The organism is Mesorhizobium sp. M2A.F.Ca.ET.043.02.1.1, from assembly GCF_003952405.1.
GTDB lineage: Bacteria > Pseudomonadota > Alphaproteobacteria > Rhizobiales > Rhizobiaceae > Mesorhizobium.
This window is the reverse complement of the sequence record NZ_CP034445.1, coordinates 3,947,870-3,973,315: the sequence shown is the minus strand read 5'-3', so window position 1 is coordinate 3,973,315 and position 25,446 is coordinate 3,947,870. Positions and strand designations below refer to the sequence as shown.

Below are 25,446 nucleotides of genomic sequence, written 5' to 3'. Positions count from 1 at the left end.
TCGACCCTCCCCACAAGGGGAGGGTAAAGAGCGTTACCGTCCGCCGATGACGCCGATATAGTCCGACACCCAGCGGTAATAGGGCACGCACTGGTCGTTCTGGCTGGCGCATTTCGAAACCGGCGTCTTCCAGAACTTGATCTTGTCGAAATTGTCGTAGCCGTTGGTCTTGCAGCCTTCGTCGGTCAAAAGCTCATTGCCCTTGCAGGCGGCGGGCACGACCGGCAGCGAGCCGAACCAGGCCGAGACGTCGCCCTGGACCTTGGGCGACAGGGAATGCTCGAGCCACATATAGGCGCAGTTCGGATGGGCGGCGTCGGCTTCCATCATGGTGGTGTCGGCCCAGCCGGTGACGCCTTCCTCCGGCACGGTCGAGGCGACCGGTTTCTTGGCGGCGACCAGCGTGTTGACCTGATAGGGCCAGGAGCCGGAAGCGACCACGCCTTCGTTCTGGAAGTCGTCGACCTGGATCGCGGCATCGTGCCAATAGCGGCCGACCAGCGTGCGCTGCGTGCGCAACAGGTCGAGCGCCGCCTTGTACTGGTCTTCGTTCAGCTCGTATGGATCCTTGATGCCGAGCTCAGGCTTGTGGAACTTCAGATAGTTGGCGGCGTCCGCGATGTGGATCGGGCCGTCATAGGCCTGGACGCGGCCCTTGTTCGACTTGCCGTCGGGCAGCTTCATTTCCTCGAAGACGACGTTCCAGCTCTTGGGCGCTTCCTTGAAGACATCGGTGTTGTACATCAGGATGTTCGGGCCCCACTGATAGGGAACGCCGTAATGCACCTTGTCGACGGTGAACCAGGGCGCGTCCTTCAGGCGGTCGTCGACAGTCTTCCAGCTCCGGATCAGATCGGTGTTGATCGGCTGCACGCGCTTGCCGGCGACGAGGCGCAGCGAGGCATCGCCCGAAGCGGTGACGAGATCGAAGCCGCCCTCGTTCATCAGCGAGACCATCTCGTCGGAGGTGTTGGCGGTCTTGACGTTAACCTTGCAGCCGCTTTCCTTCTCGAAAGCCGTCACCCAGTCATAACCCTTGTCGGTCTCGCCGCGCTCGATATAGCCCGGCCAGGCAACGATGTTGACCTCGCCCTCGCCCTTGCCGAGTTCCTTGACCTGGGCCATGGCCTGACCGGAAAAAGTCAGCGCGACAGTCAGCGCCGTGCACGACTTCAGGAATGCATTCATCATCGATCTCCCATTTTGGCGCATGACTCCGAAACCAGTTCGGCTTTCGGAAAGGACCATGCGCAAACTACAGGGTCGGAGCTTCATGCCCCGACGGCAGCGCTCTCAGGGCGCGGCTTTGTTCCCTGAACGAAAAGTGCTGTGAAAAATCCGGTTTCGCAAATTCATTTATCAGAAAGCCGATATCGGTTTTTCCGATAGTTATTTTGGACGCAATTCCGGACGGAAAACCGCTTCGCACTTTTCCTGGAATTGCTCTGATCAAAGCCTCTGACGCACCATCCGCTGCGACTGCGCGAGGCCGATGAAGTCGCGCGCGGCCTGCGGCAGGCCGGAGCCGCGGCGCCAGACGGTGCCGACCTGGACCACCGGCAGCGAGCCGGAAATATCGCGCGATTCGATGCGGTCGCCTTCCAGAGACCAGGGCCGGTAGACGAGGTCGGGCAACAGCGCCACGCCGGCGCCGGTGGCGACCAGGCTGCGCACCGCTTCCACCGAACGCGTGCGGAAGGCGACATGGGGTCTCGCGCCGATCGCCGACAGCAGCTTGCCGGTGTTCTCCTCGATCTCGTCGACGGTAAGCATGATCAGCGGCTCAGACGCGATGTCGCCGATCGAGATGATGTCGGCGCTGGCGAGCCTGTGGCTGAGCGGGATCCACAGCCGGTAGGCCGAGACTTCCAGGATTTCCGACTGCAGCGCCGTGCGGTCGCGCAGGTTGGACGTGACCATGACGGCAATGTCGAGCTTGCCGCCGACCAGAAGATGCTCGAGATAATCGCCATTGTCCTCGATGGCGGAGACCTCGACGCCGGGATAGGCGCGGCGGTAGCGGGCGAGCAGATCGGAGAGCACATAGCCGGCGACCAGCGAGGTGACGCCGAGCTGCAGGCGGCCGCCGGCGACAGCCTGTTCGCTGGAGAAGGAACGGCGCGCATCCGAGACATCGGCCAGGATCTTGGTCGCGTGGCGCAGGAACTGGTGGCCCTTGTGCGTGATGTTCAAGCCGCGCGGATGGCGCTCGAAGAGCTCGACGCCGAGATCGCTCTCCAGCTCCTTGATTGCCTCGGTGACCGAGGATTGCGAGATCGACAGGTTCTGCGCGGCGCCCGAGACGGTGCCCTGCTCGGCGACGGCGACGAAGAACTGGAGCTGGCGGATGGTGAAGGCCATGGCCGGACTAAACACCGGCGCGCGCGGGAAAGAAAGCGGGCTTTGTCCGCGGTGGTCAGGCCGCCGCAATGGTCAGGCGCGCGCCGGCCCGGCTCAGCGCGGCGGCTATGTCGGGCGGCGGCGGCTGGTCGGTGGCGAGTTCGGAAAAGCCGTCGAAGCCGCAGACCCTGACCAGCCCCTGGCGGCCGAATTTGGTATGGTCGGTGACGACCAGCGAGCGCTGGCCGCGCGACAGCACCATGCGGGCGAACTCCGCTTCCTCCAGCTCGTAGTCGGTCAGGCCGGCGTCGGCGTCGACCGCGCCGATCGAGATCACCGCATGATCGACCGAGAAGCGGCTGACGAACTCGATCGCCGAAATGCCGAAAGCAGCGCCCGAGTCGCTGCGCAGCTCGCCGCCGGCCATATAGACCTTGTTGCCGTTCACCGTCGCCAGCGTGCGGGCGATGTCGGAGGAATTGGTGACCACTGTCAGCCGGCGGTGGCCAAGCAGCTCGCGCGCGAGGAAGGATGTGGTCGTGCCGGTGTCGAGCATGATCGCCTCGCCATCGCGGATGGTGGCCGCGACCATCCTGGCGATCAGGCGCTTGGCTTCGGCATTCTCGCGCATGCGCCGCTCGAACGGCGCCTCGCCCACCATCGAGGCAAGGCCGACGGCGCCGTGCATCTTCAGCACCGACCCGTCATCGGCGAGCGGCTTGACGTCGCGCCGCACCGTTTCCTGCGAGACGCCGAGTCGTTCGGCAAGGCTGGCTATACTGATCGTGCCCTCCTCGCCGAGGAGCCGCAGGATTTCGCCATGCCGTTTCGAGTGGATCATATGGAATGCCCGGGATCTTGACCGAATTTAAGGCTTTGACAACGCTTTGAAAGGAGTCGCTTATATTTTCGGGCAAAACACCCAAAAAAAGTCACAGCTTTTGATTGACAGCTCTGCCACCTGGGCATGAAAGTGGTTACAAGTCACAAGGGCTCGGAACTGCTAAGGGAGGGTGATGGCAGAGCCGCAACCTAGTGACCAGATCGTCTGGAACCAGCCAGATTTGCGCTTTTATCGAATCCGCGGGGGCGGATGCCGGGATCCTGAACCTGGCCAAGGGGCTCGTCGGTGCGGTGCGGGATACCGATCCTGGCGTCTCGCACCGACGAGGCTTTTCTATTTTGTCCCATCGTCGTTTTCCGTGGGACCGGTTGAGGCCGGAGCGAAGCCGTGAGCGCCGAAGACCGCATCCGCGCCCTGCCGTGCTGGAACGGCAGCATCGAGATCGAGCCATTGCCGGGCGGCCTCAGCAACGCCAATTTTGTCGTCACGGATGCCGCGGGGCGGCATGTCGTGCGCTTCGGCCAGGATTTTCCCTTCCACCACGTCTTTCGCGAGCGCGAGGTGATGACGGCGCGGGCCGCGCATGCTGCTGGATTCGCGCCGGCCGTGCATTATGCCGAGCCCGGCATCCTGGTGACGGCGTTTCTCGGGGCAAAGACCTTTCTCGCCGAGGATGTGCGGGCCAATCTTGGCCGCGTGGCGGCGCTGCTGCGCGGCTTCCATCGCGAGATGCCGAGCCATGTCTCCGGCGCCGGCTTCATGTTCTGGGTGTTCCACGTCATCCGCGACTATGCGCGCACGCTTGACGAAGGCGGCAGCCGCAAGACGGATCAGTTGCCGCGCTATCTAGCGCTGGCCGACGAGCTCGAGCGGGCGCAAAAACTGCTGCCGATCGTCTTCGGCCACAACGATCTTTTGCCGGCCAATATCCTGGACGACGGCAAGCGGCTGTGGCTGATCGATTTCGAATATGCCGGCTTCAACACGGCGATGTTCGATCTTGCGGGCGCCGCCTCCAATGCCGGCCTGAGCGACGATGAATCCTTCGCCTTCCTGACCGCCTACTTCATGAAGGAGCCGGACAGCGAGATCCGCCGCTCGCACGCCGCCATGCAATGCGCCTCGCTGCTGCGCGAGGCGATGTGGAGCATGGTCTCCGAGCTTTATCTCGACGCGCCCGGCATCGACTATGTCGCCTATACCGAGGAAAACCTCGTCCGGCTCGACGCCGCGCTGGAGAACTACCGGACGAAATACGGGACCAAGCCATGACCTTGCCCAGCCATGCCGAAATCGTCGTCATCGGCGGCGGCATCATCGGCTGTTCCACCGCCTATCATCTGGCGCGCGACCACAAGGCGGACGTGGTGCTGCTTGAGCAGGGCAAGCTGACCTCGGGCTCGACCTGGCACGCCGCCGGCCTGGTCGGGCAGTTGCGCTCTTCGGCCTCGATCACGCGCGTGCTCAAATATTCGGTCGAGCTCTACAAGGGCCTCGAGGCCGAGACCGGCCTGGCGACCGGCTGGAAGATGACCGGCTGCCTGAGGCTCGCGACCAATGCCGACCGCTGGACCGAGTTCAAGCGGCTGGCAACGACGGCCAAAAGCTTCGGCATGGACATGCAGCTTCTGTCGGCGGCGGAAGTGAAGCGCATGTGGCCGCTGATGGAGACGGGCGACCTGGTCGGCGCCTCGTGGCTGCCAACCGACGGGCAGGCAAGCCCCTCCGACATCGCCCAGTCGCTCGCCAAGGGCGCACGAATGCATGGCGCGAAACTGTTCGAAGACGTGCGCGTCACCGGCTTTACGATGAAGGACGGCCGCATCACGGCGGTGCAGACTCCCAAGGGCGACATCGCCTGCGACAAGGTGGTGAACTGCGCCGGGCAGTGGGCAAGGCAGGTCGGCGCGATGGCCGGCATCAACGTGCCGCTGCAGCCGGTCAAGCATCAGTATATCATCACCGAGAGGATCGAAGGGCTGGCGAACGACGCGCCGACGATCCGCGACCCCGACCGCCGCACCTATTTCAAGGAGGAGGTCGGCGGACTGGTGATGGGCGGCTATGAGCCCAACCCGCAGGCCTGGGCAACCGGGCTTCCCGGCGGCGACGTGCCCAACGACTGGGAGTTCCGCCTGTTCGACGACGATTACGATCATTTCGAACAGCATATGAGCCAGGCAATCGAGCGCGTGCCGGCGCTCGCCCATGTCGGCGTCAAACAGATGATCAACGGGCCGGAAAGCTTCACGCCGGACGGCAACTTCATCCTCGGCGTAGCGCCGGAATGCGCCAATATGTTCGTCGGCGCGGGCTTCAACGCCTTCGGCATCGCGTCGGGCGGCGGCGCCGGCTGGGTGCTGGCGCAATGGGTGGTCGACGGCGAGGCGCCGCTCGATTTGTGGGTGGTCGACATCAGACGTTTCTCCAGCCTGCACCGCGACCGCGACTGGGTCCGCGACCGCACGCTGGAGGCCTATGGCAAGCACTACACGATCGGTTTCCCGCACGAAGAGTATCTCTCGGGCCGGCCGCGCATCGTCTCGCCGCTCTATGAGCGGCTGAAGACGCACCGCGCCGTGTTCGGCTCCAAGCTTGGCTGGGAGCGGCCGAACTGGTTCGCGCCCGATGGCGCGGCCGCCGAGGACGTCTATTCGATGGGCCGCCAGAACTGGTTCGGCCCGGTCGGCGACGAGCACCGGCATGTGCGCGAGAAGGTCGGCCTTTTCGACCAATCCTCCTTTGCCAAATACGAGCTGGCCGGAAGCGACGCGCTGAAGGCGCTCGACTGGATCTGCGCCAACGACGTCAACAAGCCGGTCGGACGGCTGACCTACACGCAGCTTCTCAACACGCGCGGCGGCATCGAGGCCGACCTCACCGTGTCGCGGCTCGGCGAGGAGCGGTTCTACATCGTCACCGGCACCGGCTTCCGCACGCATGACCTGTCCTGGATAAGCGACCATATCGGCTCCGGCCTCGACGCCAGGCTGGCCGACGTCACGGAGGAGTACGGCACGCTGTCGCTGATGGGGCCGAGTGCCCGAGACATGCTGCAGGCGGTGACGGAGGCCGACGTTTCGAACGCCGCCTTCCCCTTCGGCCATGCCCGCGAGATCGCAATTGCTGGCCATAGCGTGAAGGCGCTGCGCGTCACCTATGTCGGCGAGCTCGGCTGGGAGCTGCATGTGCCGATCGCCGCCACCGGCGAGGTTTTCGATGTACTGATGACGGCGGGCAAGGCACACGGCGTTCGGCCGGTCGGCTACCGGGCGCTGGAGTCGCTCAGGCTGGAAAAGGGCTACCGAGCCTGGGGGTCCGATATCACGCCGAACGACACGCCGCTGGAGGCGGGGCTTGGCTGGGCGGTGAAGCTTCGCAAGAACACCGACTTCGTCGGACGCAAAGCACTGGAGAAAACGACCGGCAAGCCGCCGACGAAGCGCTTTGCCGGCTTCACGGTGGATGACCCGGAGGTCGTGCTGGTCGGGCGCGAGACGATCCTGCGCAATGGCGAAGCTATCGGCTACCTCACCAGCGGCGGCTACGGCTACACGGTCGAGAAGAACATCGGCTACGGCTATGTGCGCAATGCCGACGGCGTCGGCGACGAGTTCCTCGCCTCCGGCGACTACGAGCTGGTGGTGGCGATGGAACGCACGCCGGCAAAGATCCATCTCGAGGCGATGTACGACCCGGCCGGGAAGAGGGTAAAGGCTTGACCGCCGGGCCGGTCAGTTGACGCGCAGCACCAAGCCCCGGCTCGGCACGGTATCGGTTTCGCCAGGCATCGAGGCGTAGGGCCGCGTCTCTTCGAGGCGGCTTAGGGTGCCGCGCGCTTCCAGCCCAGCGATGCGCTCCTCAAAGCCGGCATCCCACAGCGTGTTCTTGACGGTCAGCACGATGACGCCACCTGGACGGCAGATGCGGATCAGCTCGTCCAGGCCTTCGACGCCGACATGGCCCGAGGTAAAGACGCCCGCCGAAATGATGCCGGCATAGGCGCCGTCGGCGAAAGGCAGCGTGTCGCCCATCGCCAGCCGATGCAGCGCCGTGTAGACGCCCTTGGCGCCGGCCTTGTCCAGCATGCCTTGCGAGATGTCGAGCGCCTCGACGCGCGGATAGCCGGTGATGGCCAGCCATTCGCCGATCAGCCCGGTGCCGGCGCCGGCATCGAGCAAGGGTTCGGCGCCGCGCGGCAGGTGGCGGGCAAGCAGCGCCAGGCAGATCGTGGGATGGCGATAGCCGGCGGCCGACATGTCGGCATCGTAGGTCTCGGACCAGTGGTCATAGATCGCGGCCACGTCCTCCGGCCGCTTCGCCGCGTAGGCCGCGCTTAGCGAGCCGCTGTGCTTGCCGTCCGTCATCGTCGCCCCTCGAAGCCGATTCATGTGCAAAGGATCATAGCCAAGCCGCCAAAACTGTGGAACCGTCCGAGCGACAACAATGGCGTGAAGGGGACACGACATGATCGACGAGCTGCGCGCTGCGCTGGCGGCCATTCCGGTGCTGGCGAGCTATGATGGGCCGCTGGAGCGCTTGGGCGGTCTAACCAACAGGGTCTACAGGGCGGGTGACGTGTGCCTGCGCATCCCCGGCAAGGGCACCGAGGAGTACATCAACCGCGCCAACGAGGCGGTGGCGGCGCGTGAGGCGGCCAGCGCCGGCGTCAGCCCGCTGGTGCTTTATGCCGATCCGGCGTCCGGTGTGATGGCGACGCGCTTCATCGCCGGCGCCGAGACGATGTCGCCCGAAAAATTCAAGGCGCGGCCGGGCAGCCCGGCGCGGGCTGGCGAGGCCTTCCGAAAGCTCCACTCTTCGGGTGCCGTGTTTCCCTTCCGCTTCGAGCTGTTCGCGATGATCGACGACTATCTCAAGGTCCTGTCGACCAAGGACGTGGCGCTGCCGGCCGGCTATCACGACGTGGTGCGCGAGGCAGGCGCGGTGCGCGCGGCGCTTGCCGCGCAGGCCATCCCGCTTGCCGCCTGCCATTGCGACCCGCTGTGCGAGAACTTCCTCGATACGGGGGAGCGGATGTGGATCGTCGACTGGGAATATTCCGGCATGAACGATCCGCTCTGGGACCTCGGCGATCTCTCGGTCGAGGGCAGGTTCGATGCCGCCCAGGACGAGGACCTGATGCGCGCTTATTTCGCCGGCGAGGCGCGGCCGGCCGAGCGGGGCCGCGTCGTCATCTACAAGGCGATGTGCGACCTTTTGTGGACGCTGTGGGGCCTGATCCAGCTCGCCAACGACAATCCGGCCGACGATTTCCGCGCCTATGCCGACGGCCGTTTCGCCCGCTGCAAGGCGCTGATGGAGACGGCGGAGTTTTCGCGACACCTCGCCGCCGTGCGCCTGGGCTAGAGCCATCCCAGCGGGTTACCTGAAAACCCTCTGTATCTCGTTCAACGACCCTGTTTCATCGGACTTTTTGCAATACCAGATGAGCAGCGCGATGGTGCCGATGGGGAAGAATCCCGCAAGCAGCTGATGCCAGCCGCTTCTGTTGATGTCATGCAGCCGGCGCGCGGTCATGGCAAGTGTCGGCAGAAGAACGGCAAGATTCCAAAGCGACGAGACGACTTCGTTTCCCACAAAGATATCGACTATCCCCATAAGAACGGCAACGACGATTATGAAGAGGTAAGAATACCAGAACTCCGAGCGGCTGGCCCTGCCGGAAAAGTTCACATAATTTCGGAAAAAGCTTGCAACCGCTTCACCAAAGTTCATCGACAGCGGCGTGTCACCGAAGCGATTGACGCCGGCTGGCGGCGCCCTCAGGACAAACAACAATGGCAAGCCGATAATGATCAGAATTATGAGCCAATGCCATATCGAGAAACTGCCCATTACTTTCCCCCCAATACTCCAATCTTCGGAGCTATGATTATCCTGCCCGTCCGGCCGGAATCAATTGGAGATTGCACCCGATAGGCGGTTTTCACCGCAAAACTTTCCGGCCGCAAGGGCAGGGCGAGGTGGCCCGAGTCTAATTCACGCCCTTCGGCACGTTTTGGGGCGGCACCGCGGTTTCCACCACCTTCTGGCGATGGAAGATGAAGATGCCGGCGAGCACGACGATCGCCGAGCCGGCCAGGATGCGCGGGCTCGGCACATCGCCGAATAAAACCAGGCCAAAGACAATCGCCCACAGAAGCAGGCTGTAATGCAGCGGCGCCAGCGTCGAGGCCGGCGCCAGCTTCAGCGCCCTTGTGATCATCAGATGGGCCGCGCAGGACACGACGCCAAGCAAGAGCATGGCGCCGAAGTCGAGCGCCGAGGGCGTATTCCATGCGCCGATGGTCAGCGCGCCGCCGACGATCAGCGTGCCGATGGTCTGCCAGGTGACCAAGGTCGTGTCGCTGGTGCCGCGGAGGAGCCGGCCGAGGATGATGGCGAAGCCGAAGGCCACGCTGCCAATCAGCGCATAGCTCGACGACAGCGAGAAAGCCGCCGAGGACGGCTTCAGGATGATCAGCACGCCGCAGAAGCCGACGAGGATCGCCAGCCAGCGGCGCCAGCCGACCTTCTCGCCGAGCAAGAGGTGCGAAAGCGCGGCGACATAGATAGGCCCGGCCATGTAGAAGCTCATGACGTCGGCGAGCGGCAGGTGGACGACGGCGGCGTAGAAAAGCCCGGTGTCGAGCGTCGTCGCCACGACGCGCAAGAGCTGCAGCACCGGCCTTTCCATCTGGAACAGCTTGCCCGCGCCCTGGTTGGCGATCATCGGCCCCAGCACGATGAAGGCGCCGATCGAGCGGATCAGCACAACCTGGCCGACGGAGAAGCTGGCGACCAGCCATTTGCCCATCGCATCGTTCAGCGCGAACATGAAGTCCCCTGCCAGCATCAAAAGGATGCCGGCGAGCAACATGTTCCGGATCGTGAAATTGCGAGCGATGGTCTGAGCCATGGCGCTCCCTAGCCGCAGGCCGCCGGTTTGACGAGCGAAATTCGGCCAGCCGGTAAGACCAGCGGCGGAAATCGGCTGGTTCTAGCCGGCCCTGTGCCGCCGGTTCACCTGCGCCGGACGTCCGGAAATCGACAGCTGCGTCTCCTGCCTGGTCCGCTCGGCGACAACCTTGCCCTTGGCGATGACGCAGAGACGTTCGGGGCGCAGGCGAATGGCCTCGATCGCGTTGCCGGCGTCGAGCACGACAAGGCTGGCGCGCTTGCCGACGCCGAGGCCAAGATGATCGAGCCCCATGATGGCGGCGTTGACATTGGTGACCATGTCGAAGCAGCGCGCCATATCGGCCGGGCTCGACATCTGCGCGACATGCAGACCCATGAAGGCGACGTCGAGCATGTCGGCGGTGCCAAGCGAATACCAGGGGTCGAGCACGCAATCCTGCCCCCAGCCGACGCGGATGCCGAGCGCCAGCATCTCCTTCACCCTGGTCAGGCCGCGCCGCTTCGGAAAAGTATCATGGCGCCCCTGCAGCATGATGTTGATCAGCGGGTTCGGAATGGCAGAGACACCGGCTTCGGCGATCAGCGGCAGGAGCTTCGAGACATAGTAATTGTCCATCGAATGCATGGAGGTGAGATGCGAGCCGGCCACCCTGCCCTGCAGGCCGAGACGCTGCGTTTCATAAGCGAGCTGCTCGATATGGCGCGACAGCGGATCGTCGGTCTCGTCGCAGTGCATGTCGACCATCAGGCCGCGTTTCGCCGCGATCTCGCAAAGCTCGGTGACCGACCGGGTGCCGTCGGCCATGGTGCGCTCGAAATGCGGGATGCCGCCGACGATGTCGACGCCCATGTCGAGCGCCCGGACGGTGTTCTTCAGCGCCGTCGGCGAGCGATAGAGGCCGTCCTGCGGAAACGCCACCAGTTGCAGGTCGATATAGGGCGCGACCGTTTTCTTTACGTCGAGCAGGGCTTCCACCGCGAGCAGCCGGTCGTCGCAGACATCGACATGGCTGCGGATGGCGAGCAGGCCCATCGACACCGCCCAGTCGCAATAGGCGAGCGCGCGCTCGCGCACGGCCTCATGCGTCAGAAGCGGCTTCAGCTCGCCCCAAAGCGCGATGCCCTCGAGCAGCGTGCCAGACGCGTTGATGCGCGGAATACCGTAGGAGAGGGTGGCGTCCATGTGGAAATGCGGATCGACGAAGGGCGGCGAAACAAGGTTGCCGCGCGCGTCGATCTCCGTCCGCGAGGAGCCTGGCAGGTTCGGCTCTATGGCCCGGATGGTTTCGCCGGCAATGCCGATATCGGCAACCCTGCCGTCCGGCAGCGTGCCGCCGCGCACGATGAGGTCGAAATCCATCTGTCGTCACCTCTCAAGACCTGGCGATCATCGTGGCCGAAAAGACAACCTCGCGCAGCCTTTTCTTTCCCCGGCAGCCGAAAGGTTCCATCGCGCCACAACTCGCTCTATAAGCCGCCTCGCGCCCTCGTGGCGAATCCGAAATTCTTTGCGAGTCAGACACAGGATCGGCCGTTGTTTCGCTTCTTCCGCTCCACGGAGAACCAGCGCCTTGTCGCGAGGCTCGTGAGGGAATCCTTCCAAGAGCACAAATTCGGCTATGGCGCCGCCATCGTGTCGATGCTGGTGGTGGCCGCCATGACCGGCGCCAGCGCCTGGATCCTGCGTGAGATCACCAATGAATTCGTCGTCTTCAAGAGGCTGGACCGCGTCAATTTGATCGCGGCCGGGGTGGCGGGGATCTTCCTGGTCAAGGGCCTCGCCACCTTCGTCCAGGCCTATTTCATGAGCCGCGTCGGCAACGCCATCATCGCCGACCGGCAGCGCAAGATCTACGATCGCATCCTGGAACAAGGCATCGAATTCTACCATTCGACCTCGTCGGCCGATCTGATCGCCCGCATGACCAACAACGCGCAGGCGGCGCGCAGCGTGCTCGATCTCGTCGTAACGTCCTATGTGCGCGACCTGTTGACGCTGGCCGTGCTGGTCGGCGTCATGATCTGGCAACAGCCGGCGCTGTCGCTGATCTGCTTCGTCGTCGGGCCGGTGGCGATCTACGGCGTCAACCGCATCCTGAAGCGCGTCCGCAACATCGCCGCCATGGAGTTCCGCTCGCTTGGGCAGATCGTTCATGTTATGCAGGAAACGGCGATCGGCGTACGCGTCGTCAAATCCTTCAACCTTGAAGGCGCGATGCGCAAACGCATGTACCAGGCCGTCTCCGACGTCGAGAACCGCGCCAACAACATCGCCACGCTGGAGGCGGCCACCAGCCCGGTGATGGAAACCATTGCCGGCCTGGCAATCGCCGGCGCGGTGTTCATCAGCGGATTCCTGGTACTGCAGGGCGGGCAGATGCCGGGCAACATCATGGCCTTCATCGCATCGCTGCTGCTCGCCTATGAGCCGGCTAAGCGCCTGGCCCGCGTTCGCATCTCGCTCGAGACCGGCATCGTCGGCGTGCGCATGATGTTCCAGCTCGCCGACCGGCCGCTGACGCTCGCGGAAAAGCCTGGCGCGAGGCCGCTGCAACCTGGACCGGGCGAAATCCGCTTCGACGATGTCAGCTTCGCCTATCCGGAAAGCCCGCCGGTGTTCGAGGGCTTCAACCTGACGCTCGCGGCCGGCAAGATGACGGCGCTGGTCGGGCCGTCGGGCAGCGGCAAGTCGACGATCCTGAACCTGATCATGCGCATGTACGACCCGCAGACCGGCAGGGTGATGTTCGACGGCCAGGACATCTCCTTCGCGACGCTCGATTCGCTCCGGAAGAAGATCGCCTATGTCAGCCAGGACACGTTCCTGTTCGCCGGCACGATCATGCACAATATCCGCCTCGGCCGCGAGGACGCGACCGATGAAGAGGTGATCGCCGCAGCCAAGGCCGCCAACGCGCATGACTTCATCAGCGCCATGGCCAAGGGCTACGAGACGGAGGTCGGCGAAAACGGTTCGCTTTTGTCCGGCGGCCAGCGCCAGCGCATCTCGATTGCGCGCGCCATGCTGCGCAATGCCGAGATACTGCTGCTCGACGAGGCGACCAGCGCGCTCGACGCCGAGTCGGAAGCGCTGTTCCGCGACGCGCTGCAGCAGCTGACCGTCGGACGCACGACCATCGTCATCGCGCACCGGCTCTCGACCGTGCATCAAGCCGACACCATCGTGGTGCTGGAAAAGGGCAAGGTGCAGGAGAGCGGCCCGCACAAGACCCTGCTCAAGCAAGGCGGGCTCTATCAGAAGCTTTATGAATATCAGCTGATGCCGTAGCGCCAACTTCACCTTCTCCCCTTGTGGGAGAAGGTGGCCGCGAAGCGGCCGGATGAGGGGTGTTCCAGCTTGGCGGCGCCGTTCATCCAGTCGGAATTCGCCAGCGTCTCACTCCGCTGGAACACCCCTCATCCGTCTCGGCGCTGCGCGCCGATCCACCTTCCCCCACAAGGGGGAAGGGGAGCCCAGGTTATTCCGGCACTTTCCGCACCGCGCCCTTATCGGCGCTGGTGGCGAAGGTGGCGTAGGCGCGCAGTGCCGTCGTAACCTTGCGCTTGCGCTTTTCGGCTGGCTTCCATGCATCGGCGCCCTTGGCGTTCATTGCCGCGCGGCGCGCTTCGAGCTCGGCATCGCTGATGGCGAGCCGGATTGTGCGGTTGGGGATGTCGATCTCGATCGTGTCGCCTTCCTGAACCAGACCGATCGCGCCGCCCTCGGCGGCTTCCGGCGAGACGTGACCGATCGACAGGCCCGACGTGCCGCCGGAGAAGCGGCCGTCGGTGATCAATGCGCAGGCTTTGCCGAGGCCTTTCGACTTCAGGTAGCTGGTCGGGTAGAGCATCTCCTGCATGCCTGGACCGCCGCGCGGCCCCTCATAGCGGATGACGACGATGTCGCCGGCCTTGATCTCGTTGCCGAGGATCGCCTTGACGGACGCATCCTGGCTTTCGAAGACGCGGGCCGGGCCGGTGAATTTCAGGATCGACTCGTCGACGCCGGCGGTCTTCACGATGCAGCCGTCGAGCGCCAGATTGCCTTTGAGCACGGCAAGGCCGCCATCCTTAGAGAACGGCGTCCTGGCCGAGCGGATCACGCCCTTTTCACGGTCCAGATCGAGCTCGTCCCAGCGGCGGTCCTGGCTGAAGGCCACCTGCGTCGGCACGCCGCCGGGGGCGGCGCGGAAGAAGTCGCGGACATTCTCGGCCGAGCTGCGGGCGATGTCCCAATGGTCGAGCGCTTCGCCAAGCGTTGCCGTGTGCACGGTCGGCAGGTCGCGGTTGATCAGGCCGGCCTGGTCGAGCTGGCCGAGGATGGCCATGATGCCGCCGGCGCGGTGGACGTCCTCCATGTGGACGTCGGACTTGGCCGGCGCGACCTTGCAGAGCACCGGCACCTTGCGCGACAGCCGGTCGATGTCTTCCATGGTGAAGTCGACCTCGCCCTCATGGGCTGCGGCAAGGATGTGCAGCACCGTGTTGGTCGAGCCGCCCATGGCGATGTCGAGCGCCATGGCGTTCTCGAAAGCGCCCTTGGAGGCGATGCTGCGCGGCAAGGCGCTTTCGTCGTCCTGCTCGTAGTAGCGCTGGGCGAGATCGACGGCGAGATGACCAGCCTCGACGAACAGGCGCTTGCGGTCGGCATGGGTGGCAAGCGTAGAACCGTTGCCGGGCAGCGAGAGGCCGAGCGCCTCGGTCAGGCAGTTCATCGAATTGGCGGTGAACATGCCCGAGCACGAGCCGCAGGTCGGGCAGGCCGAGCGCTCGATGACCTTGACATCCTCGTCGGAGATCTTGTCGTCGGCGGCGGCGACCATGGCGTCGACCAGGTCGAGCGCCTGCGCCTTGCCGGCCAACACCACCTTGCCGGCCTCCATCGGGCCGCCGGAGACAAAGACGGTCGGGATGTTGAGCCGAAGCGAGGCCATCAGCATGCCGGGGGTGATCTTGTCGCAATTGGAGATGCAGACCATGGCGTCGGCGCAATGCGCGTTGACCATGTATTCGACGGAATCGGCGATCAGCTCGCGCGACGGCAGCGAATAGAGCATGCCGTCATGGCCCATGGCGATGCCGTCGTCGACGGCGATGGTGTTGAACTCCTTGGCGACGCCGCCTGCCTTCTCTATCTCGCGCGCGACCAGCTGGCCGAGATCCTTCAGGTGCACGTGGCCGGGCACGAACTGAGTGAAGGAATTGACCACCGCGATGATCGGTTTGCCGAAATCACTGTCCTTCATGCCGGTGGCGCGCCACAGGCCGCGGGCGCCGGCCATGTTGCGGCCATGGGTGGTGGTGCGGGAACGATAGGCAGGCATTGCATTGTCCTTGCTGGCTGGCCACGCCGATGCGCGGCGGGCGGCGCTCAAATTTTGGTCGGCAGCGGTTATAGCGACCATGATCCGGCCTTGCCACAATTTTGCGCTGCGCCAGGATTCTTCATGAAAATCTGAATTCGCTGTCGGATCGCGCCCTATCGATCCGTCCTTGAGGCAGACGGTATGAACGGCACAAATCGCCGACCCGCCGTTGACGATGTAAGCAACATAAGTCCGAGGAGCACGACATGCAAAAGATCACCACCTGCCTGTGGTTCGACGGCCAGGCCGAGGAGGCGATGAACCACTACATCTCCATCTTCAAGAACTCGAAGGTGCTGAGCGTTTTGCGCTGGCCCGAGGGTCACCCCGATGAGGGCAAGGTGCTGATGACCACGTTCGAGCTCGACGGCGTGCCGTTCCAGGCGCTCAATGGCGGTCCGTACTTCAAGTTCAACGAAGCGATGTCGCAGTCGATCGACTGCAAGACGCAGGAAGAGGTCGACTATTTCTGGGAGAAGCTCACCGAGGGCGGCGAGCCCGGCCAGTGCAGCTGGCTGAAAGACAAATTCGGCGTCTCCTGGCAGGTCGTGCCGGAGCAGTTGCCGAAACTGCTTCTGGATCCGGACAGAGCGAAGGCCGGCCGCGTGATGTCGGCGATGATGCAGATGGGCAAGATCGATATCGCCAAGATCGAGGAAGCGGCGAAGGGGTGAGCGCGACTTTCCCTTCTCCCCTTGTGAGGGTTTTGCATGGGAGTCGATATTTAGCGCACGAGGCGGATGGGCGTTTTAAAGGCGCTCTGGCCGCTTTGGCGGGTTATTTTGCCTCGCTCTTGGGGCCTCAGGCCGCCTTGGCAGTGGATTTTGGGCGGACTGCGCCTCATGCCGGCTTCCTCTTTGGGAAGAGGACTGCGGCCGCTCTTTGCAGATTGTAGCCGCAGCCGGCAAGCATGCACTGCGTCCGGTTGGTCGCAAGGTTGAAGAAGCGCAGTCGCCGCATGCCGTAGCGCTGTTTGAACACTGCAAACGGCCGCTCCACTGCCGCCCGCACCTTCGAGATCAGCCGGTTGCGCTGCTTCTGACGCGGCGTCAGCGGATGGTGCTTGTTGGCTCTGTGCATCAGCCGGTCCTTGATGCCGGCCTGCTTCAGCCGGGCATGGCGGGCATGGGTGTAGTAGGCTTGGTCGCCATAGGCCGCCTTCTCGTCCCCGATGATCAGGCCGTCGGCCGGCTCGGTATCGGTGACCGATGCATCCGTGAAGTCCATGCGCCGGATCAGCGTATGAGCATCGTCGACGCCGTTGTGCACCTTATAGCCGAACACGGTCTTGTTGCCCTTGCGTCCCCAACGTGCCTCGCCATCAACCGATGGCCGCGCCGTCGCCTCCGGCTTCGCCGGCGGGCGCGCGGCGGCCTGCATGAAGGAGGCATCAATCAACGTGCCGCGCTTGACGATCAGCCCCTTCTGCTCAAGCTGCCGCGTGATCTCATAAAACACCCGGTCGATCAGCCCATCGCACTTCAGCTCCTCGCGGAAACGCCACAACGTCGAATGGTCCGGCGTGGGGTCCGACAGGCTGAAACCGGCAAAGCGGCGGAACGACAGCCGGTCGCGCAGTTGTGCCTCCAGCGAAGGATCGCTGAGATTGTTCCACACGCCAAGCAGCAGACAGCGCAGCAAGGCCTCGGCCGGATAGCTAATATTGCCCCGTCCTGGTCCGCTGCGCTGACCAAGAAGCGCCTTGATCGGCACCCAGTCGATCACTCGCGAGATCTGGTCAAGCTCCGTCACATCCGACCACACCAGCCCATCCGCAAGGCTCAGTTGTCCAAGCACGCGATCGACCATCCGAATCATCTCCCCTTCATGCCGGACATACGGAATCACCAACTCAGTTCCGTGCAAAGCCCTCCTTGTGGGGAGAAGGCAAGGCAGCGCTCACGCCGCCTTATCGCGGATCTGGTAGTCCTTGACGGCGGTGAAGCGGATCGCCTTCCAGCGCTCGGCCTCATAGTTCAGCGAGAAGGCGTGCTGGGCCAGAAACACCGGATCGTTGTCGAGGTCGCGGGCGATGTCGCCGCGATGCGATTCAATGAAACGCTGCACCTCCGCCTTGTCGTCGGCCGAGATCCAGCGGCAGACCGAGAAGCGCGACATTTCGAAATCCACCGGCAGCGTATATTCGATGTTCAGCCGTTCCTTCAGCACGTCAAGCTGCAGGGCGCCGACGACGCCGACGATGGCCGGCGAACCGTCCTCCGGCGAGAAGAGCTGCACCACGCCCTCCTCGGCCATCTGGTGCAGCGCTTCCTTCAGCTTCTTGGCCTTCATGGCGTCGCCGAGGCGCACGCGGCGCAGGATTTCCGGGGCGAAGTTCGGCACGCCGCGGAACAGGATCTCCTCGCCCTCGGTCAGCGTATCGCCGATGCGCAGCGTGCCGTGGTTGGGGATGCCGACGACGTCGCCGGCAAAGGCCTCGTCGGCGGTGACGCGGGTGCGGGCGAAGAAGAATTGCGGCGCGGACAGGCTCATCGGCTTGCCGGTGCGCACCAGCTTGGCCTTCATGCCGCGCTCCAGCTTGCCGGAGCAGACGCGGACGAAAGCGATGCGGTCGCGGTGGTTTGGATCCATGTTGGCCTGGATCTTGAAGACGAAGGACGTCATCTTGTCCTCCGTCGCCTCGACCGTACGCTCATCGGCCTCCTGAGCGCGCGGCGGCGGGCCATGGGCGCCGAGCGCCTCGATCAGGTCGCGCACGCCGTAGTTGCGCAGCGCCGAGCCGAAATAGACCGGCGTCAGATGGCCCTCGCGGAAAGCGTCGATATCGAGCGGCCGGCAGGCCTCGCGCGCCAACTCCAGCTCCTCGATGAAGTCGTTGCGCTCGTTTTCCGGCAGCAAGCCCGCAACCCGATTGGAATCCGGACCGTTGACCGGCGTGCGCTCCTTCTCGTCGTCGCTCCTGCGCACCGCGTTCTGCGCCAGGTGATAGGTGCCCGAGAACGTCTTGCCGCGGCCGATCGGCCAGGTCACCGGCGCGGTGTCCAGCGCCAGCTTCTGCTCGATCTCGTCGAGGATCTCGAACGGATCGCGGCTCTCGCGGTCCATCTTGTTGACGAAGGTGATGATCGGGATGTCGCGCAACCGGCAGACCTCGAACAGTTTCAGCGTGCGCGGCTCGATGCCCTTGGCGGCGTCGATGACCATGACGGCGGAGTCGACCGCAGACAGCGTGCGGTAGGTGTCGTCGGCGAAATCCTCGTGGCCGGGCGTGTCGAGCAGGTTGAAGACGTTGTCGTCATATTCGAAGGTCATCACCGAGGTGACGACCGAGATGCCGCGCTCGCGCTCGATCTTCATCCAGTCGGACCGCGTCTGGATGCGGTCCTTCTTGGCCTTGACCTCGCCGGCAAGCTGGATGGCGCCGCCGAACAGCAGCAGCTTTTCGGTGAGCGTGGTCTTGCCGGCGTCAGGGTGGGCGATGATCGCGAAAGTGCGGCGGCGCGATACCGCCTGTTCGATGTCTTCTGCCAATTTTTTGGAATCCTGTCTGTGGCGCGGGCTTCTAGCAGCGCATGGCCGGCCTGTCGACAGTTTCGGGCGGATCGGTTCGCAGGGAGCGTGTTCGCCGCCACGGCAGGGCCCTGCACATAGTCAGGCCTCGCCATGCTCCTTGCGGCCGAACCTGGTGATCGATCGTATCTCCGAGCGACCGACGCCGATGTCGCGCAGCAGATAATCCGGCAGCTCGTCCAGCCTGGCCCGGTCCCTGCGAATGCGCACGATGCGCGCCACGAGCACTATGCCGGAGTGGCAGGTTTCGACGGCTGCGGCAAAGAGGCGCCTGAGAACCGTCCGGTCGGTGATCAATTCCTGCCCAAGGATGGACATGGTCGTATCTCCCTTGCGGTTGAATGATGAAAGCGGGAGGGCCGTCCACGGCCCTCCCGGAGGCTGTGCCGACGGGTCGTCAGGACCGATCGTGCTCGCAGCTCACATACGGGTTCCAGTCGGCGAACATGCCGGCCGGGTTGTGCCGCCAGTGCCAGACATGGAGCTCGTAGTAGGGATCCCCCGGGTGAATACCCACCGTCGTCTTGCGCTGCAGCGTGCGGCCGAGGAATTCAGGAACGCCCTTGCCCTTCCAGTCCTTCTCGAAGACGATGTATTCCATGCCGACAAGCTGCATCGAGCCATCGGCTTCCGGCTCGTAGGTCAGCACGTCGGGTTCGCCGAGCACCAGCCTGCCGTCGCCTGCGCGGCCGGGATGGATGAAATGGACCCCCATCGTGCCGTGCTCGTCATGCGTCGTGCATTCGAACAGCTGCTGGTAGCCGTCCGCCTTGGCGACCTTGATGTCGAGGTACTTGGCCGCCATGTCCCGAGACCGGTTGAGCACCGGATCGGGCATGTCATGGGCTCCCGCGGTGCCGCAAAGCACCGCCGAGGCGCCGACGGCAAGGACGATTTCCGCAAAGCGCTTCATGATCGATCCCCTCCCATCAGGCGGCGGCGTAGGCCGTCGTCGGATCGAACAGGCGCTTGATCTGGGTTATCTTGGTCGCCGGGAAGCCGCTCATCTTGGCGTGGCGCTGGATGATCGCTTCGTCCTTGGCGAGGTAGACGCAGAAAGTCTTGTCGTCCGCCACGAAGGATTCCACCCACTGGATGTCCGGGCCGAGCTCGGCAAGGACTGCGTTCGAGGCCTTGGACGCATCGCGAAGCTGCTCGCGCTCGAAAGTGCCGACCTTCGGGATCTCACGCTCGATGATGTATTTCTGCATGTCACAATCTCCTTGATCTTAGGTTCAAATGCCGCCGGGAACTCGACCAAATCGGTGCCGGTGACATCCCTGGGGCAACTGAGGTAAACTCTCGCTTGGCCCGCCAGGCAGACGCAGAATTACGTAACAGGCGGCCGACAGTCCTTACGCCGTCCTTATCTTGTTCTGATCCTTTGCCGATTGCCGTTACCGGGATTGCTGCCGATGGGAATTCATTGCTTCGGCGACTTCGAGCTTAGCGAGAGCTCCCGCGCCATTCGTCTCGCCGGAAACGAGATCGAGGTGCAGCCCCTCGTCTTCGATTTCCTCGCCATCCTGCTGCGCCACCAGGACCGCGCCTTGAGCAAGGACGAGTTGCTCGAAACGCTCTGGCCGGGCGTGACGGTGACCGAGGCTTCGCTGCAGCGTGTCGCGAGCCTAGCCCGAAGCGTTCTGCGTCAGGGCGGCATGGAGACGGCGCTGCGCAACCTGCCCCGCTTCGGCTACCGTATTTGCCTCGACCAGGCAGCCACTTCGGAGAAGGGGCCGGCTCCGGCCGATACGGGCAGCAGGCGTTCCAGCCCAGGCACGCAAATCCTGGCCGCACGCGCCGCCGCCGCGGCGCGAAAATGGCACGAGGCCGCGGCCGCTTTCAGGGAAGCAGATGCCGCCGACGAGTTGCTGACGGCCGACCTCGAAGAATGGGCGCTGGCGCTGGAATGCATGGGGCGGCCCTCAGAGGCGATCCCGCTCCTGACGCGCGCGGCAACGGAATACGGCATGGCCGGCGAACGCCTGCGGGCGGCTTCCCCGGCAATCACCCTTGCCATGATCCATCTCGAGAGAGGAGAGCTTGCTGCGGCCAAGGGTTGGCACAAGCGTGCCGCGCAGCTGATCGACAAAGCAACCGAGAGCAGGGAACATGGCCTCTGGTGCTGGATGGGCGCGCGCATCAAGGGCGCGGAGGCCGAGCCGGAGCATGCGCTTGCTCTTGCCGAGCAAGCTTTCGAGGTCGGCAAAAATCTCGAAGATCCAGTCGTGGAATCGCTCGGCCTTATCTATCGCGGCTTCTTCAAGCTCTGCCTTGGGGAAACAAAAGCCGGTCAGGAGGACCAGGATTTTGCCGCCGCGCTCGGCCTCTCCAGCGATGTCGACCCGATCGTCGGCGGCATCCTCTACTGCAATATCCTCTGGGCCTGCCGCAATTTCGGCGACTGGGCGCGAGCCAACCAATGGAGCCTCAGCTACGAGGGCTGGTGCAGAGGGCATGGGCTGGAGGAACTTACGGGCTCGTGTCGGCTGCATCGGGCCGAGGTGCTCGGCGTCCATGGCACGCTGAGGGAGGCTGAGGCGCTGGTGCGCGCGGCGCTCGATCAGCTTACGCTCGATGCGCCCTGGGCGAAAGGCGATGCCTTACGTGTGCTGGGCGACATCCATCTCGCCGCAGGCGATTTCGCCGAGGCGGATGCAGCCTACCGCGCGTCCCATGCCGCTGGCTGGGATCCGCAGCCAGGCTTTGCGCTGCTGCAGATGGAGCTGGGCCAGGCGGAAGCCGCATTCAGCGCCCTCGAGCGGTCGCTTGTCGGGAACGGCTGGCCGACGCTGCAGCGTCGGGGCATGGTTCTCGCCACGCTCGCCAAGGTAGCGGCGCGGACCGATCGGCTGGAGCGCGCGAAAGCGGTGATCGCCGAGCTGGAAAGCGAACCGCAACGCTGGCCGATGGCCTCGATCCGGGCATTGACCGCCGAGGCCAAGGCGGAACTGTCGATGCGGGAAAATCGCTTCACCGAAGCGGTGCGGGAGCTGCAGACCGCATGCTCGCGCTGGGCCGAGATCGGTTCGCCGACCAATTGCGCGGACGCCAGGCTTTCGCTCGCGGCGCTTCTCATTCAGCAAGGCGATCGTACCGGCGCGGAGTTGGAGCTCGGCACGGCGCTGGCGGTCGCGAAGAAGGTCGATTCGTCACGTCTCATGCGGCGCTGTGAAGAGCTGGCGAGCCTGCTCGCCGGGGGCCAGAAGGCAATAGCGGACAGCGCGTAGCTGCTTCTTGCTTGAGGTCCGGACGGTAGGGTGGCATGACGGGGAAAATCTCCCTGAGGCCCAACATGAGCAGTCCAAAGCAAGTCATCGTCATCGGCGCCGGAATCATCGGCGCTTCTATCGCCTGGCACCTGACGAAAGCCGGCGCGCAGGTGACGGTCGTTTCCGAGAGTGGCGCCGGCGGCGTTGCGACGCCCAATTCCTTTGCATGGGTCAACGCAAGCTGGGGTAATCCCGAGATCTATTTCCAGCTGCGCATCCGCGCCATGTCCGAGTGGACGCGCTTGGCGAAGGACGTGCCGGGATTGCCGCTCGCCTGGTGCGGCGGCCTGTGCTTCGACCTGCCGCCTGACAGGCTGGAAGCCTATGCTGCCGAGCACTCGTCATGGGGGTATGGCATCGAGCGCGTCGACGCCAAGCGGGCGGGTGAGATCGAACCCAACCTCGTCACGCCTCCCGATTTCGCCGTCTACGTCGCGGAGGAAGGCGTCGCCGAGCCGGCAGCAACCGCCAAGGCGCTTCTGGCGGACGCCGAACGGCTCGGCGCGCGGGTAATTGTTGGCGCCGTGGACAGGCTGACCCTATCGAATGGCAAGGTGACAGGCGCGGTTGTTTCGGGCGAAACCGTCAGTGCCGAAGAAATTGTCGTGGCGGCGGGCACGGGCTCCCCGCCCATTGCCGCGACAGCCGGCATCGAGCTGCCGCTCGACACGCCGCCAGGCCTCATCGTGCATTCCCGGCCCCACAGGAAATTGCTCAACGGGCTGGTTCATGCCGAAAGATTGCATATGCGCCAGACGGCCGAGGGCCGTATCATCGCCGGCTCGGATTTCGCTGGCGGCGATCCGGGTGAGGATCCGGAAGCCGCCGCACGGCAGTTGTTGGCGGTCACCAAGGCAGCCTTGCGCGGCGCGGATGAACTGGAGCTTGATTTCCACACCGTCGGCTACCGGCCGACCCCGGTCGACGGCTTTCCGGTCATTAGCCGCGCCGATGGCGTCGGCGGCCTCTACATCGCCGTCATGCATTCGGGCATCACGCTGGCGCCGGCCGTGGGATTGTTTGCGGCCCGCGAGATCCTGGAGGGCGAGCGCGATGTGCTGCTGACGCCTTATGGGCTGGAGCGCTTCGCCCGGTAGCCCGAAGGTCGGCGAAAATAGTCTCGGGACCAGCAGGGACCGATTGCCTTAACCCGCCATCGCCAAACGCGCGACGGCCGGCGCGAAAGGCCTGATGCTGGTGCCGCCGCGGGTCATGGTAACGAAGCTCGCCTGCGGAATCTCATGCCAGATGCGGCCCTCGCGATCGAACGGCTCGGAGACGATGCAGCGACCTACCCCCTTAGCGAAAGCGCCGGTGTAGAGCGTCGGCGCATGGTCGTCCGTGGCATAACGCACCGCGTGAAGTGTCTGGCCGTCGCTGAAGGCGGCGGTCAGTTTCAGTGACGGTTCGATCCCGGCGCGGCGCGAAACCTCGAGCACGCGGCCGGCGGCCCGCGATACCGCGCCATACGGATCGTCGACGAGCCCGTCGCCGACCATCAGCCGAAAGAACAATTCGGAATCGGTGCTCCCCTCGAGTTCATCGAACAACTCGTCGGCGAGCGAGTTCTCGAGCGCGCGCTGGATCTTCTCGAAGCCGCCGATCTGGCCGTTATGGATGAACGACCAGCGGCCCGAGACGAAGGGATGGCAGTTCATGCGGCTGGTGGCGCCGCCGGTCGAGGCGCGCACATGGGCGAGGAACAGGCCGGACTTGATCTGACGGCCAAGGCTTTTCAGATTGGCGTCGGACCAGGCCGGCAGAATGTCGCGGTAGAGGCCGGGTTCTGGCCGATCGCCGTACCAAGCCACTCCGAAGCCGTCAGCATTGGTCGGGGATTTCGCCTCCCGCGCCTGCCGGCTCTGAATGACCAGCGAATGGGAGGGCGCCGCAATGACGTCCTCCAGGAAGATCGCGTTGCCGAGATAGGCTGCCCACCTGCACATTGTCTGTCATCCCTTGTCGATGCGTTTTCGAGCGCGCGGATGAATTCGGCGCTCGTCTGGCACCACAGATGGCAGGATGGCGCTTTGGCGTCCTTACGCCGCGCTTACGTTTTGCTGATCTCTGCCCGGAGGGCGCCTCGGCAGGTCTGCTTCAGCCGACCAATGCCAGCCTGGCCGGTGCGGGCGCAAACGGCCGGATGCTGGTGCCGCCCCTCGTCATGGTGACGAAGCTCGATGGCGGGATCGCCTGCCAGTCGCCGCCGTCGCGGTCGAAGGGTTCGGAGACGATGCAATGGCCGGCGCGCCTGGCGAAGGCGCCGGTATAAAGCGTCGGCGCATGGCTGTCGGTGGCATAGCGAACGGCGTAGAGCGTTTCACCATCGGAAAAGGCGGCCGTCAGTTTCAGGGCCGGCTCGATGCCGGCGCGGCGCGAGGCTTCGACGACGCGACCGGTTGCCCGCGACACCGCGCCTTGCGGGTCCGCCGCCAGCCCCTGATCGATCATCAGCAGGAAAAAGAGCTCGGAATCGGTCGTGCCCTCGCGCTGGTCGAAGACCTCGTCGGAGAGCGAGTTCTCCAGCGCGCGACGGATCTTTTCGAAGCCGCCGATCTGGCCGTTATGCATGAACGACCAGCGGCCGGAGATGAACGGATGACAGTTCACGCGGCTGGTGGCGCCACCGGTCGAGGCACGGACATGGGCGAGGAACAGGCCGGACTTGATCTGCCGGCAGAGGCTCTTCAGGTTGGGGTCGGACCATGCGGGCAGGATGTCGCGATAGAGGCCGGGCTCCGGCCGGTCGCCATACCACGCCAGACCAAAACCGTCGCCATTGGTTGGCGACTTGGCTTCCTGGGCGCAATGGCTCTGGGCGATCAGCGAATGGCAGGGCGCGGTGATGATGTCTTCGAGGAAGACCGCTTCACCCAGATAGGCCGCCCACCGGCACATCGCTTTCCACCATTCCTAGGCGCGATCCATCAGAGCCGCCGGCTCCTTGACCGCGTGCGAGCCTCTGTTGTGCGTGCGCTCATAGAGTTCGCGCACGATTCGGCTCGCCGTAGTTTCGAACAGAAATGGCAAGAAAGCGTGAACGAGCGCGGCGCCCGCCGCCATAGACAGGCGCGAGCAGAACCAGGCGGCGAAGGCCATGTGGCCGAAATAGGTCTCGCCGACCTTGGCCGGGTGAGCGGTGAACAGTGCTGTAAACCGTGTCGTCATGGTG

Annotated in this window: 23 protein-coding genes; 7 read left to right on the top strand and 16 right to left on the bottom strand. The window is 64.4% G+C overall.

The annotated features are described in order from the left end of the window. Positions 1 to 33: 33 nt before the first annotated feature. The 3 genes from EJ068_RS19020 to EJ068_RS19010 form a co-directional block, all read right to left on the bottom strand. A complete protein-coding gene (locus tag EJ068_RS19020) occupies positions 34 to 1,188 on the bottom strand; it encodes an ABC transporter substrate-binding protein (protein WP_127253237.1) in 1,155 nt (384 codons plus the stop codon). A 261-nt stretch (positions 1,189 to 1,449) separates the two neighbouring features. Further along, the gene (locus EJ068_RS19015) at positions 1,450 to 2,361 is read right to left on the bottom strand and encodes a LysR substrate-binding domain-containing protein (protein WP_126079711.1); all 912 of its coding nucleotides are present in this window, start codon (positions 2,359 to 2,361) and stop codon (positions 1,450 to 1,452) included. A 55-nt stretch (positions 2,362 to 2,416) separates the two neighbouring features. Beyond that, the gene (locus EJ068_RS19010) at positions 2,417 to 3,181 is read right to left on the bottom strand and encodes a DeoR/GlpR family DNA-binding transcription regulator (RefSeq protein ID WP_127253239.1); all 765 of its coding nucleotides are present in this window, start codon (positions 3,179 to 3,181) and stop codon (positions 2,417 to 2,419) included. A gap of 390 nt (positions 3,182 to 3,571) precedes the next feature. Here EJ068_RS19010 and EJ068_RS19005 point away from each other — a divergent pair, with 390 nt between their 5' ends. Next, positions 3,572 to 4,456, top strand: coding sequence for a phosphotransferase family protein (locus EJ068_RS19005; protein WP_126079713.1), 885 nt, complete (start codon positions 3,572 to 3,574; stop codon positions 4,454 to 4,456). Further along, entirely contained in the window at positions 4,453 to 6,906 is a 2,454-nt protein-coding gene (locus tag EJ068_RS19000) for an FAD-dependent oxidoreductase (protein WP_127253241.1), read from the top strand. The genes EJ068_RS19005 and EJ068_RS19000 overlap by 4 nt, the downstream gene beginning before the upstream one ends. A gap of 12 nt (positions 6,907 to 6,918) precedes the next feature. Here EJ068_RS19000 and EJ068_RS18995 read toward each other — a convergent pair whose 3' ends face one another. Next, entirely contained in the window at positions 6,919 to 7,551 is a 633-nt protein-coding gene (locus EJ068_RS18995) for a class I SAM-dependent methyltransferase (protein ID WP_127253243.1), read from the bottom strand. A gap of 100 nt (positions 7,552 to 7,651) precedes the next feature. Between EJ068_RS18995 and EJ068_RS18990 the strand changes: the two genes are divergently transcribed. Further along, positions 7,652 to 8,551, top strand: a complete 900-nt coding sequence (locus tag EJ068_RS18990; RefSeq protein ID WP_127253245.1) for a phosphotransferase family protein — start codon at positions 7,652 to 7,654, stop codon at positions 8,549 to 8,551. A 15-nt stretch (positions 8,552 to 8,566) separates the two neighbouring features. Here EJ068_RS18990 and EJ068_RS18985 read toward each other — a convergent pair whose 3' ends face one another. From EJ068_RS18985 to EJ068_RS18975, 3 genes are all read right to left on the bottom strand, one after another. Then, on the bottom strand, positions 8,567 to 9,040 hold the full coding sequence (locus EJ068_RS18985; protein WP_127253247.1) for a DUF805 domain-containing protein: 474 nt from the start codon (positions 9,038 to 9,040) through the stop codon (positions 8,567 to 8,569). 139 nt (positions 9,041 to 9,179) lie between these two features. Then, the gene (locus EJ068_RS18980; protein WP_127386011.1) at positions 9,180 to 10,103 is read right to left on the bottom strand and encodes a DMT family transporter; all 924 of its coding nucleotides are present in this window, start codon (positions 10,101 to 10,103) and stop codon (positions 9,180 to 9,182) included. Between the two features lie 81 nt (positions 10,104 to 10,184). Beyond that, positions 10,185 to 11,465 carry an amidohydrolase family protein gene (locus EJ068_RS18975; protein WP_127253569.1) on the bottom strand — a complete coding sequence of 427 codons (1,281 nt, stop codon included), beginning with the start codon at positions 11,463 to 11,465 and terminating at the stop codon, positions 10,185 to 10,187. 174 nt (positions 11,466 to 11,639) lie between these two features. Here EJ068_RS18975 and EJ068_RS18970 point away from each other — a divergent pair, with 174 nt between their 5' ends. Continuing rightward, complete coding sequence (locus tag EJ068_RS18970) at positions 11,640 to 13,394, top strand: ABC transporter ATP-binding protein (protein ID WP_127253570.1); 1,755 nt, start codon at positions 11,640 to 11,642, stop codon at positions 13,392 to 13,394. 190 nt (positions 13,395 to 13,584) lie between these two features. Here EJ068_RS18970 and ilvD read toward each other — a convergent pair whose 3' ends face one another. Continuing rightward, on the bottom strand, positions 13,585 to 15,429 hold the full coding sequence (gene ilvD / locus EJ068_RS18965) for a dihydroxy-acid dehydratase (RefSeq protein ID WP_127253571.1): 1,845 nt from the start codon (positions 15,427 to 15,429) through the stop codon (positions 13,585 to 13,587). 248 nt (positions 15,430 to 15,677) lie between these two features. Between ilvD and EJ068_RS18960 the strand changes: the two genes are divergently transcribed. Further along, complete coding sequence (locus tag EJ068_RS18960) at positions 15,678 to 16,145, top strand: VOC family protein (RefSeq protein WP_127253572.1); 468 nt, start codon at positions 15,678 to 15,680, stop codon at positions 16,143 to 16,145. Between the two features lie 166 nt (positions 16,146 to 16,311). On the opposite strand, the gene EJ068_RS18955 is transcribed toward EJ068_RS18960, so the two are convergent. From EJ068_RS18955 to EJ068_RS18935, 5 genes are all read right to left on the bottom strand, one after another. After that, positions 16,312 to 17,280 (bottom strand): IS5 family transposase, encoded by a 969-nt coding sequence (locus EJ068_RS18955; protein ID WP_189512497.1) that lies wholly within the window; start codon positions 17,278 to 17,280, stop codon positions 16,312 to 16,314. Between the two features lie 90 nt (positions 17,281 to 17,370). Further along, positions 17,371 to 18,963 (bottom strand): peptide chain release factor 3, encoded by a 1,593-nt coding sequence (locus EJ068_RS18950; protein ID WP_128314979.1) that lies wholly within the window; start codon positions 18,961 to 18,963, stop codon positions 17,371 to 17,373. Positions 18,964 to 19,083: 120 nt separating this feature from the next. Further along, positions 19,084 to 19,320 (bottom strand): DUF1127 domain-containing protein, encoded by a 237-nt coding sequence (locus EJ068_RS18945; protein ID WP_127252747.1) that lies wholly within the window; start codon positions 19,318 to 19,320, stop codon positions 19,084 to 19,086. A gap of 79 nt (positions 19,321 to 19,399) precedes the next feature. Beyond that, positions 19,400 to 19,915, bottom strand: coding sequence for a hypothetical protein (locus EJ068_RS18940; RefSeq protein ID WP_127252748.1), 516 nt, complete (start codon positions 19,913 to 19,915; stop codon positions 19,400 to 19,402). 16 nt (positions 19,916 to 19,931) lie between these two features. Then, positions 19,932 to 20,213, bottom strand: coding sequence for a DUF4242 domain-containing protein (locus EJ068_RS18935; RefSeq protein ID WP_126079726.1), 282 nt, complete (start codon positions 20,211 to 20,213; stop codon positions 19,932 to 19,934). A gap of 204 nt (positions 20,214 to 20,417) precedes the next feature. Between EJ068_RS18935 and EJ068_RS18930 the strand changes: the two genes are divergently transcribed. Together EJ068_RS18930 and EJ068_RS18925 are read left to right on the top strand one after the other, a co-directional pair. After that, positions 20,418 to 22,232 carry a winged helix-turn-helix domain-containing protein gene (locus EJ068_RS18930; protein WP_127252749.1) on the top strand — a complete coding sequence of 605 codons (1,815 nt, stop codon included), beginning with the start codon at positions 20,418 to 20,420 and terminating at the stop codon, positions 22,230 to 22,232. A gap of 65 nt (positions 22,233 to 22,297) precedes the next feature. Beyond that, entirely contained in the window at positions 22,298 to 23,371 is a 1,074-nt protein-coding gene (locus tag EJ068_RS18925; protein ID WP_127252750.1) for an FAD-binding oxidoreductase, read from the top strand. A 48-nt stretch (positions 23,372 to 23,419) separates the two neighbouring features. Here EJ068_RS18925 and EJ068_RS18920 read toward each other — a convergent pair whose 3' ends face one another. The 3 genes from EJ068_RS18920 to EJ068_RS18910 all read right to left on the bottom strand — a co-directional run bounded on the left by EJ068_RS18920 (position 23,420) and on the right by EJ068_RS18910 (position 25,442). After that, positions 23,420 to 24,220 carry a class II glutamine amidotransferase gene (locus tag EJ068_RS18920; RefSeq protein WP_127252751.1) on the bottom strand — a complete coding sequence of 267 codons (801 nt, stop codon included), beginning with the start codon at positions 24,218 to 24,220 and terminating at the stop codon, positions 23,420 to 23,422. 151 nt (positions 24,221 to 24,371) lie between these two features. Then, complete coding sequence (locus EJ068_RS18915; protein WP_127252752.1) at positions 24,372 to 25,172, bottom strand: class II glutamine amidotransferase; 801 nt, start codon at positions 25,170 to 25,172, stop codon at positions 24,372 to 24,374. 15 nt (positions 25,173 to 25,187) lie between these two features. Continuing rightward, on the bottom strand, positions 25,188 to 25,442 hold the full coding sequence (locus EJ068_RS18910; protein ID WP_127252753.1) for a DUF6356 family protein: 255 nt from the start codon (positions 25,440 to 25,442) through the stop codon (positions 25,188 to 25,190). Positions 25,443 to 25,446 lie beyond the last annotated feature (4 nt).

Bases quoted from the DNA above. Each gene is read 5' to 3' on its own strand.
- EJ068_RS19020 (WP_127253237.1), bottom strand. From the start codon at position 1,188: ATGAATGCATTCCTGAAGTCGTGCACGGCGCTGACTGTCGCGCTGACT.
- EJ068_RS19015 (WP_126079711.1), bottom strand. From the start codon at position 2,361: ATGGCCTTCACCATCCGCCAGCTCCAGTTCTTCGTCGCCGTCGCCGAG.
- EJ068_RS19010 (WP_127253239.1), bottom strand. From the start codon at position 3,181: ATGATCCACTCGAAACGGCATGGCGAAATCCTGCGGCTCCTCGGCGAG.
- EJ068_RS19000 (WP_127253241.1), top strand. From the start codon at position 4,453: ATGACCTTGCCCAGCCATGCCGAAATCGTCGTCATCGGCGGCGGCATC.
- EJ068_RS18995 (WP_127253243.1), bottom strand. From the start codon at position 7,551: ATGACGGACGGCAAGCACAGCGGCTCGCTAAGCGCGGCCTACGCGGCG.
- EJ068_RS18990 (WP_127253245.1), top strand. From the start codon at position 7,652: ATGATCGACGAGCTGCGCGCTGCGCTGGCGGCCATTCCGGTGCTGGCG.
- EJ068_RS18985 (WP_127253247.1), bottom strand. From the start codon at position 9,040: ATGGGCAGTTTCTCGATATGGCATTGGCTCATAATTCTGATCATTATC.
- EJ068_RS18980 (WP_127386011.1), bottom strand. From the start codon at position 10,103: ATGGCTCAGACCATCGCTCGCAATTTCACGATCCGGAACATGTTGCTC.
- EJ068_RS18975 (WP_127253569.1), bottom strand. From the start codon at position 11,465: ATGGATTTCGACCTCATCGTGCGCGGCGGCACGCTGCCGGACGGCAGG.
- ilvD (WP_127253571.1), bottom strand. From the start codon at position 15,429: ATGCCTGCCTATCGTTCCCGCACCACCACCCATGGCCGCAACATGGCC.
- EJ068_RS18960 (WP_127253572.1), top strand. From the start codon at position 15,678: ATGCAAAAGATCACCACCTGCCTGTGGTTCGACGGCCAGGCCGAGGAG.
- EJ068_RS18955 (WP_189512497.1), bottom strand. From the start codon at position 17,280: ATGGTCGATCGCGTGCTTGGACAACTGAGCCTTGCGGATGGGCTGGTG.
- EJ068_RS18945 (WP_127252747.1), bottom strand. From the start codon at position 19,320: ATGTCCATCCTTGGGCAGGAATTGATCACCGACCGGACGGTTCTCAGG.
- EJ068_RS18940 (WP_127252748.1), bottom strand. From the start codon at position 19,915: ATGAAGCGCTTTGCGGAAATCGTCCTTGCCGTCGGCGCCTCGGCGGTG.
- EJ068_RS18935 (WP_126079726.1), bottom strand. From the start codon at position 20,213: ATGCAGAAATACATCATCGAGCGTGAGATCCCGAAGGTCGGCACTTTC.
- EJ068_RS18930 (WP_127252749.1), top strand. From the start codon at position 20,418: ATGGGAATTCATTGCTTCGGCGACTTCGAGCTTAGCGAGAGCTCCCGC.
- EJ068_RS18925 (WP_127252750.1), top strand. From the start codon at position 22,298: ATGAGCAGTCCAAAGCAAGTCATCGTCATCGGCGCCGGAATCATCGGC.
- EJ068_RS18920 (WP_127252751.1), bottom strand. From the start codon at position 24,220: ATGTGCAGGTGGGCAGCCTATCTCGGCAACGCGATCTTCCTGGAGGAC.
- EJ068_RS18915 (WP_127252752.1), bottom strand. From the start codon at position 25,172: ATGTGCCGGTGGGCGGCCTATCTGGGTGAAGCGGTCTTCCTCGAAGAC.
- EJ068_RS18910 (WP_127252753.1), bottom strand. From the start codon at position 25,442: ATGACGACACGGTTTACAGCACTGTTCACCGCTCACCCGGCCAAGGTC.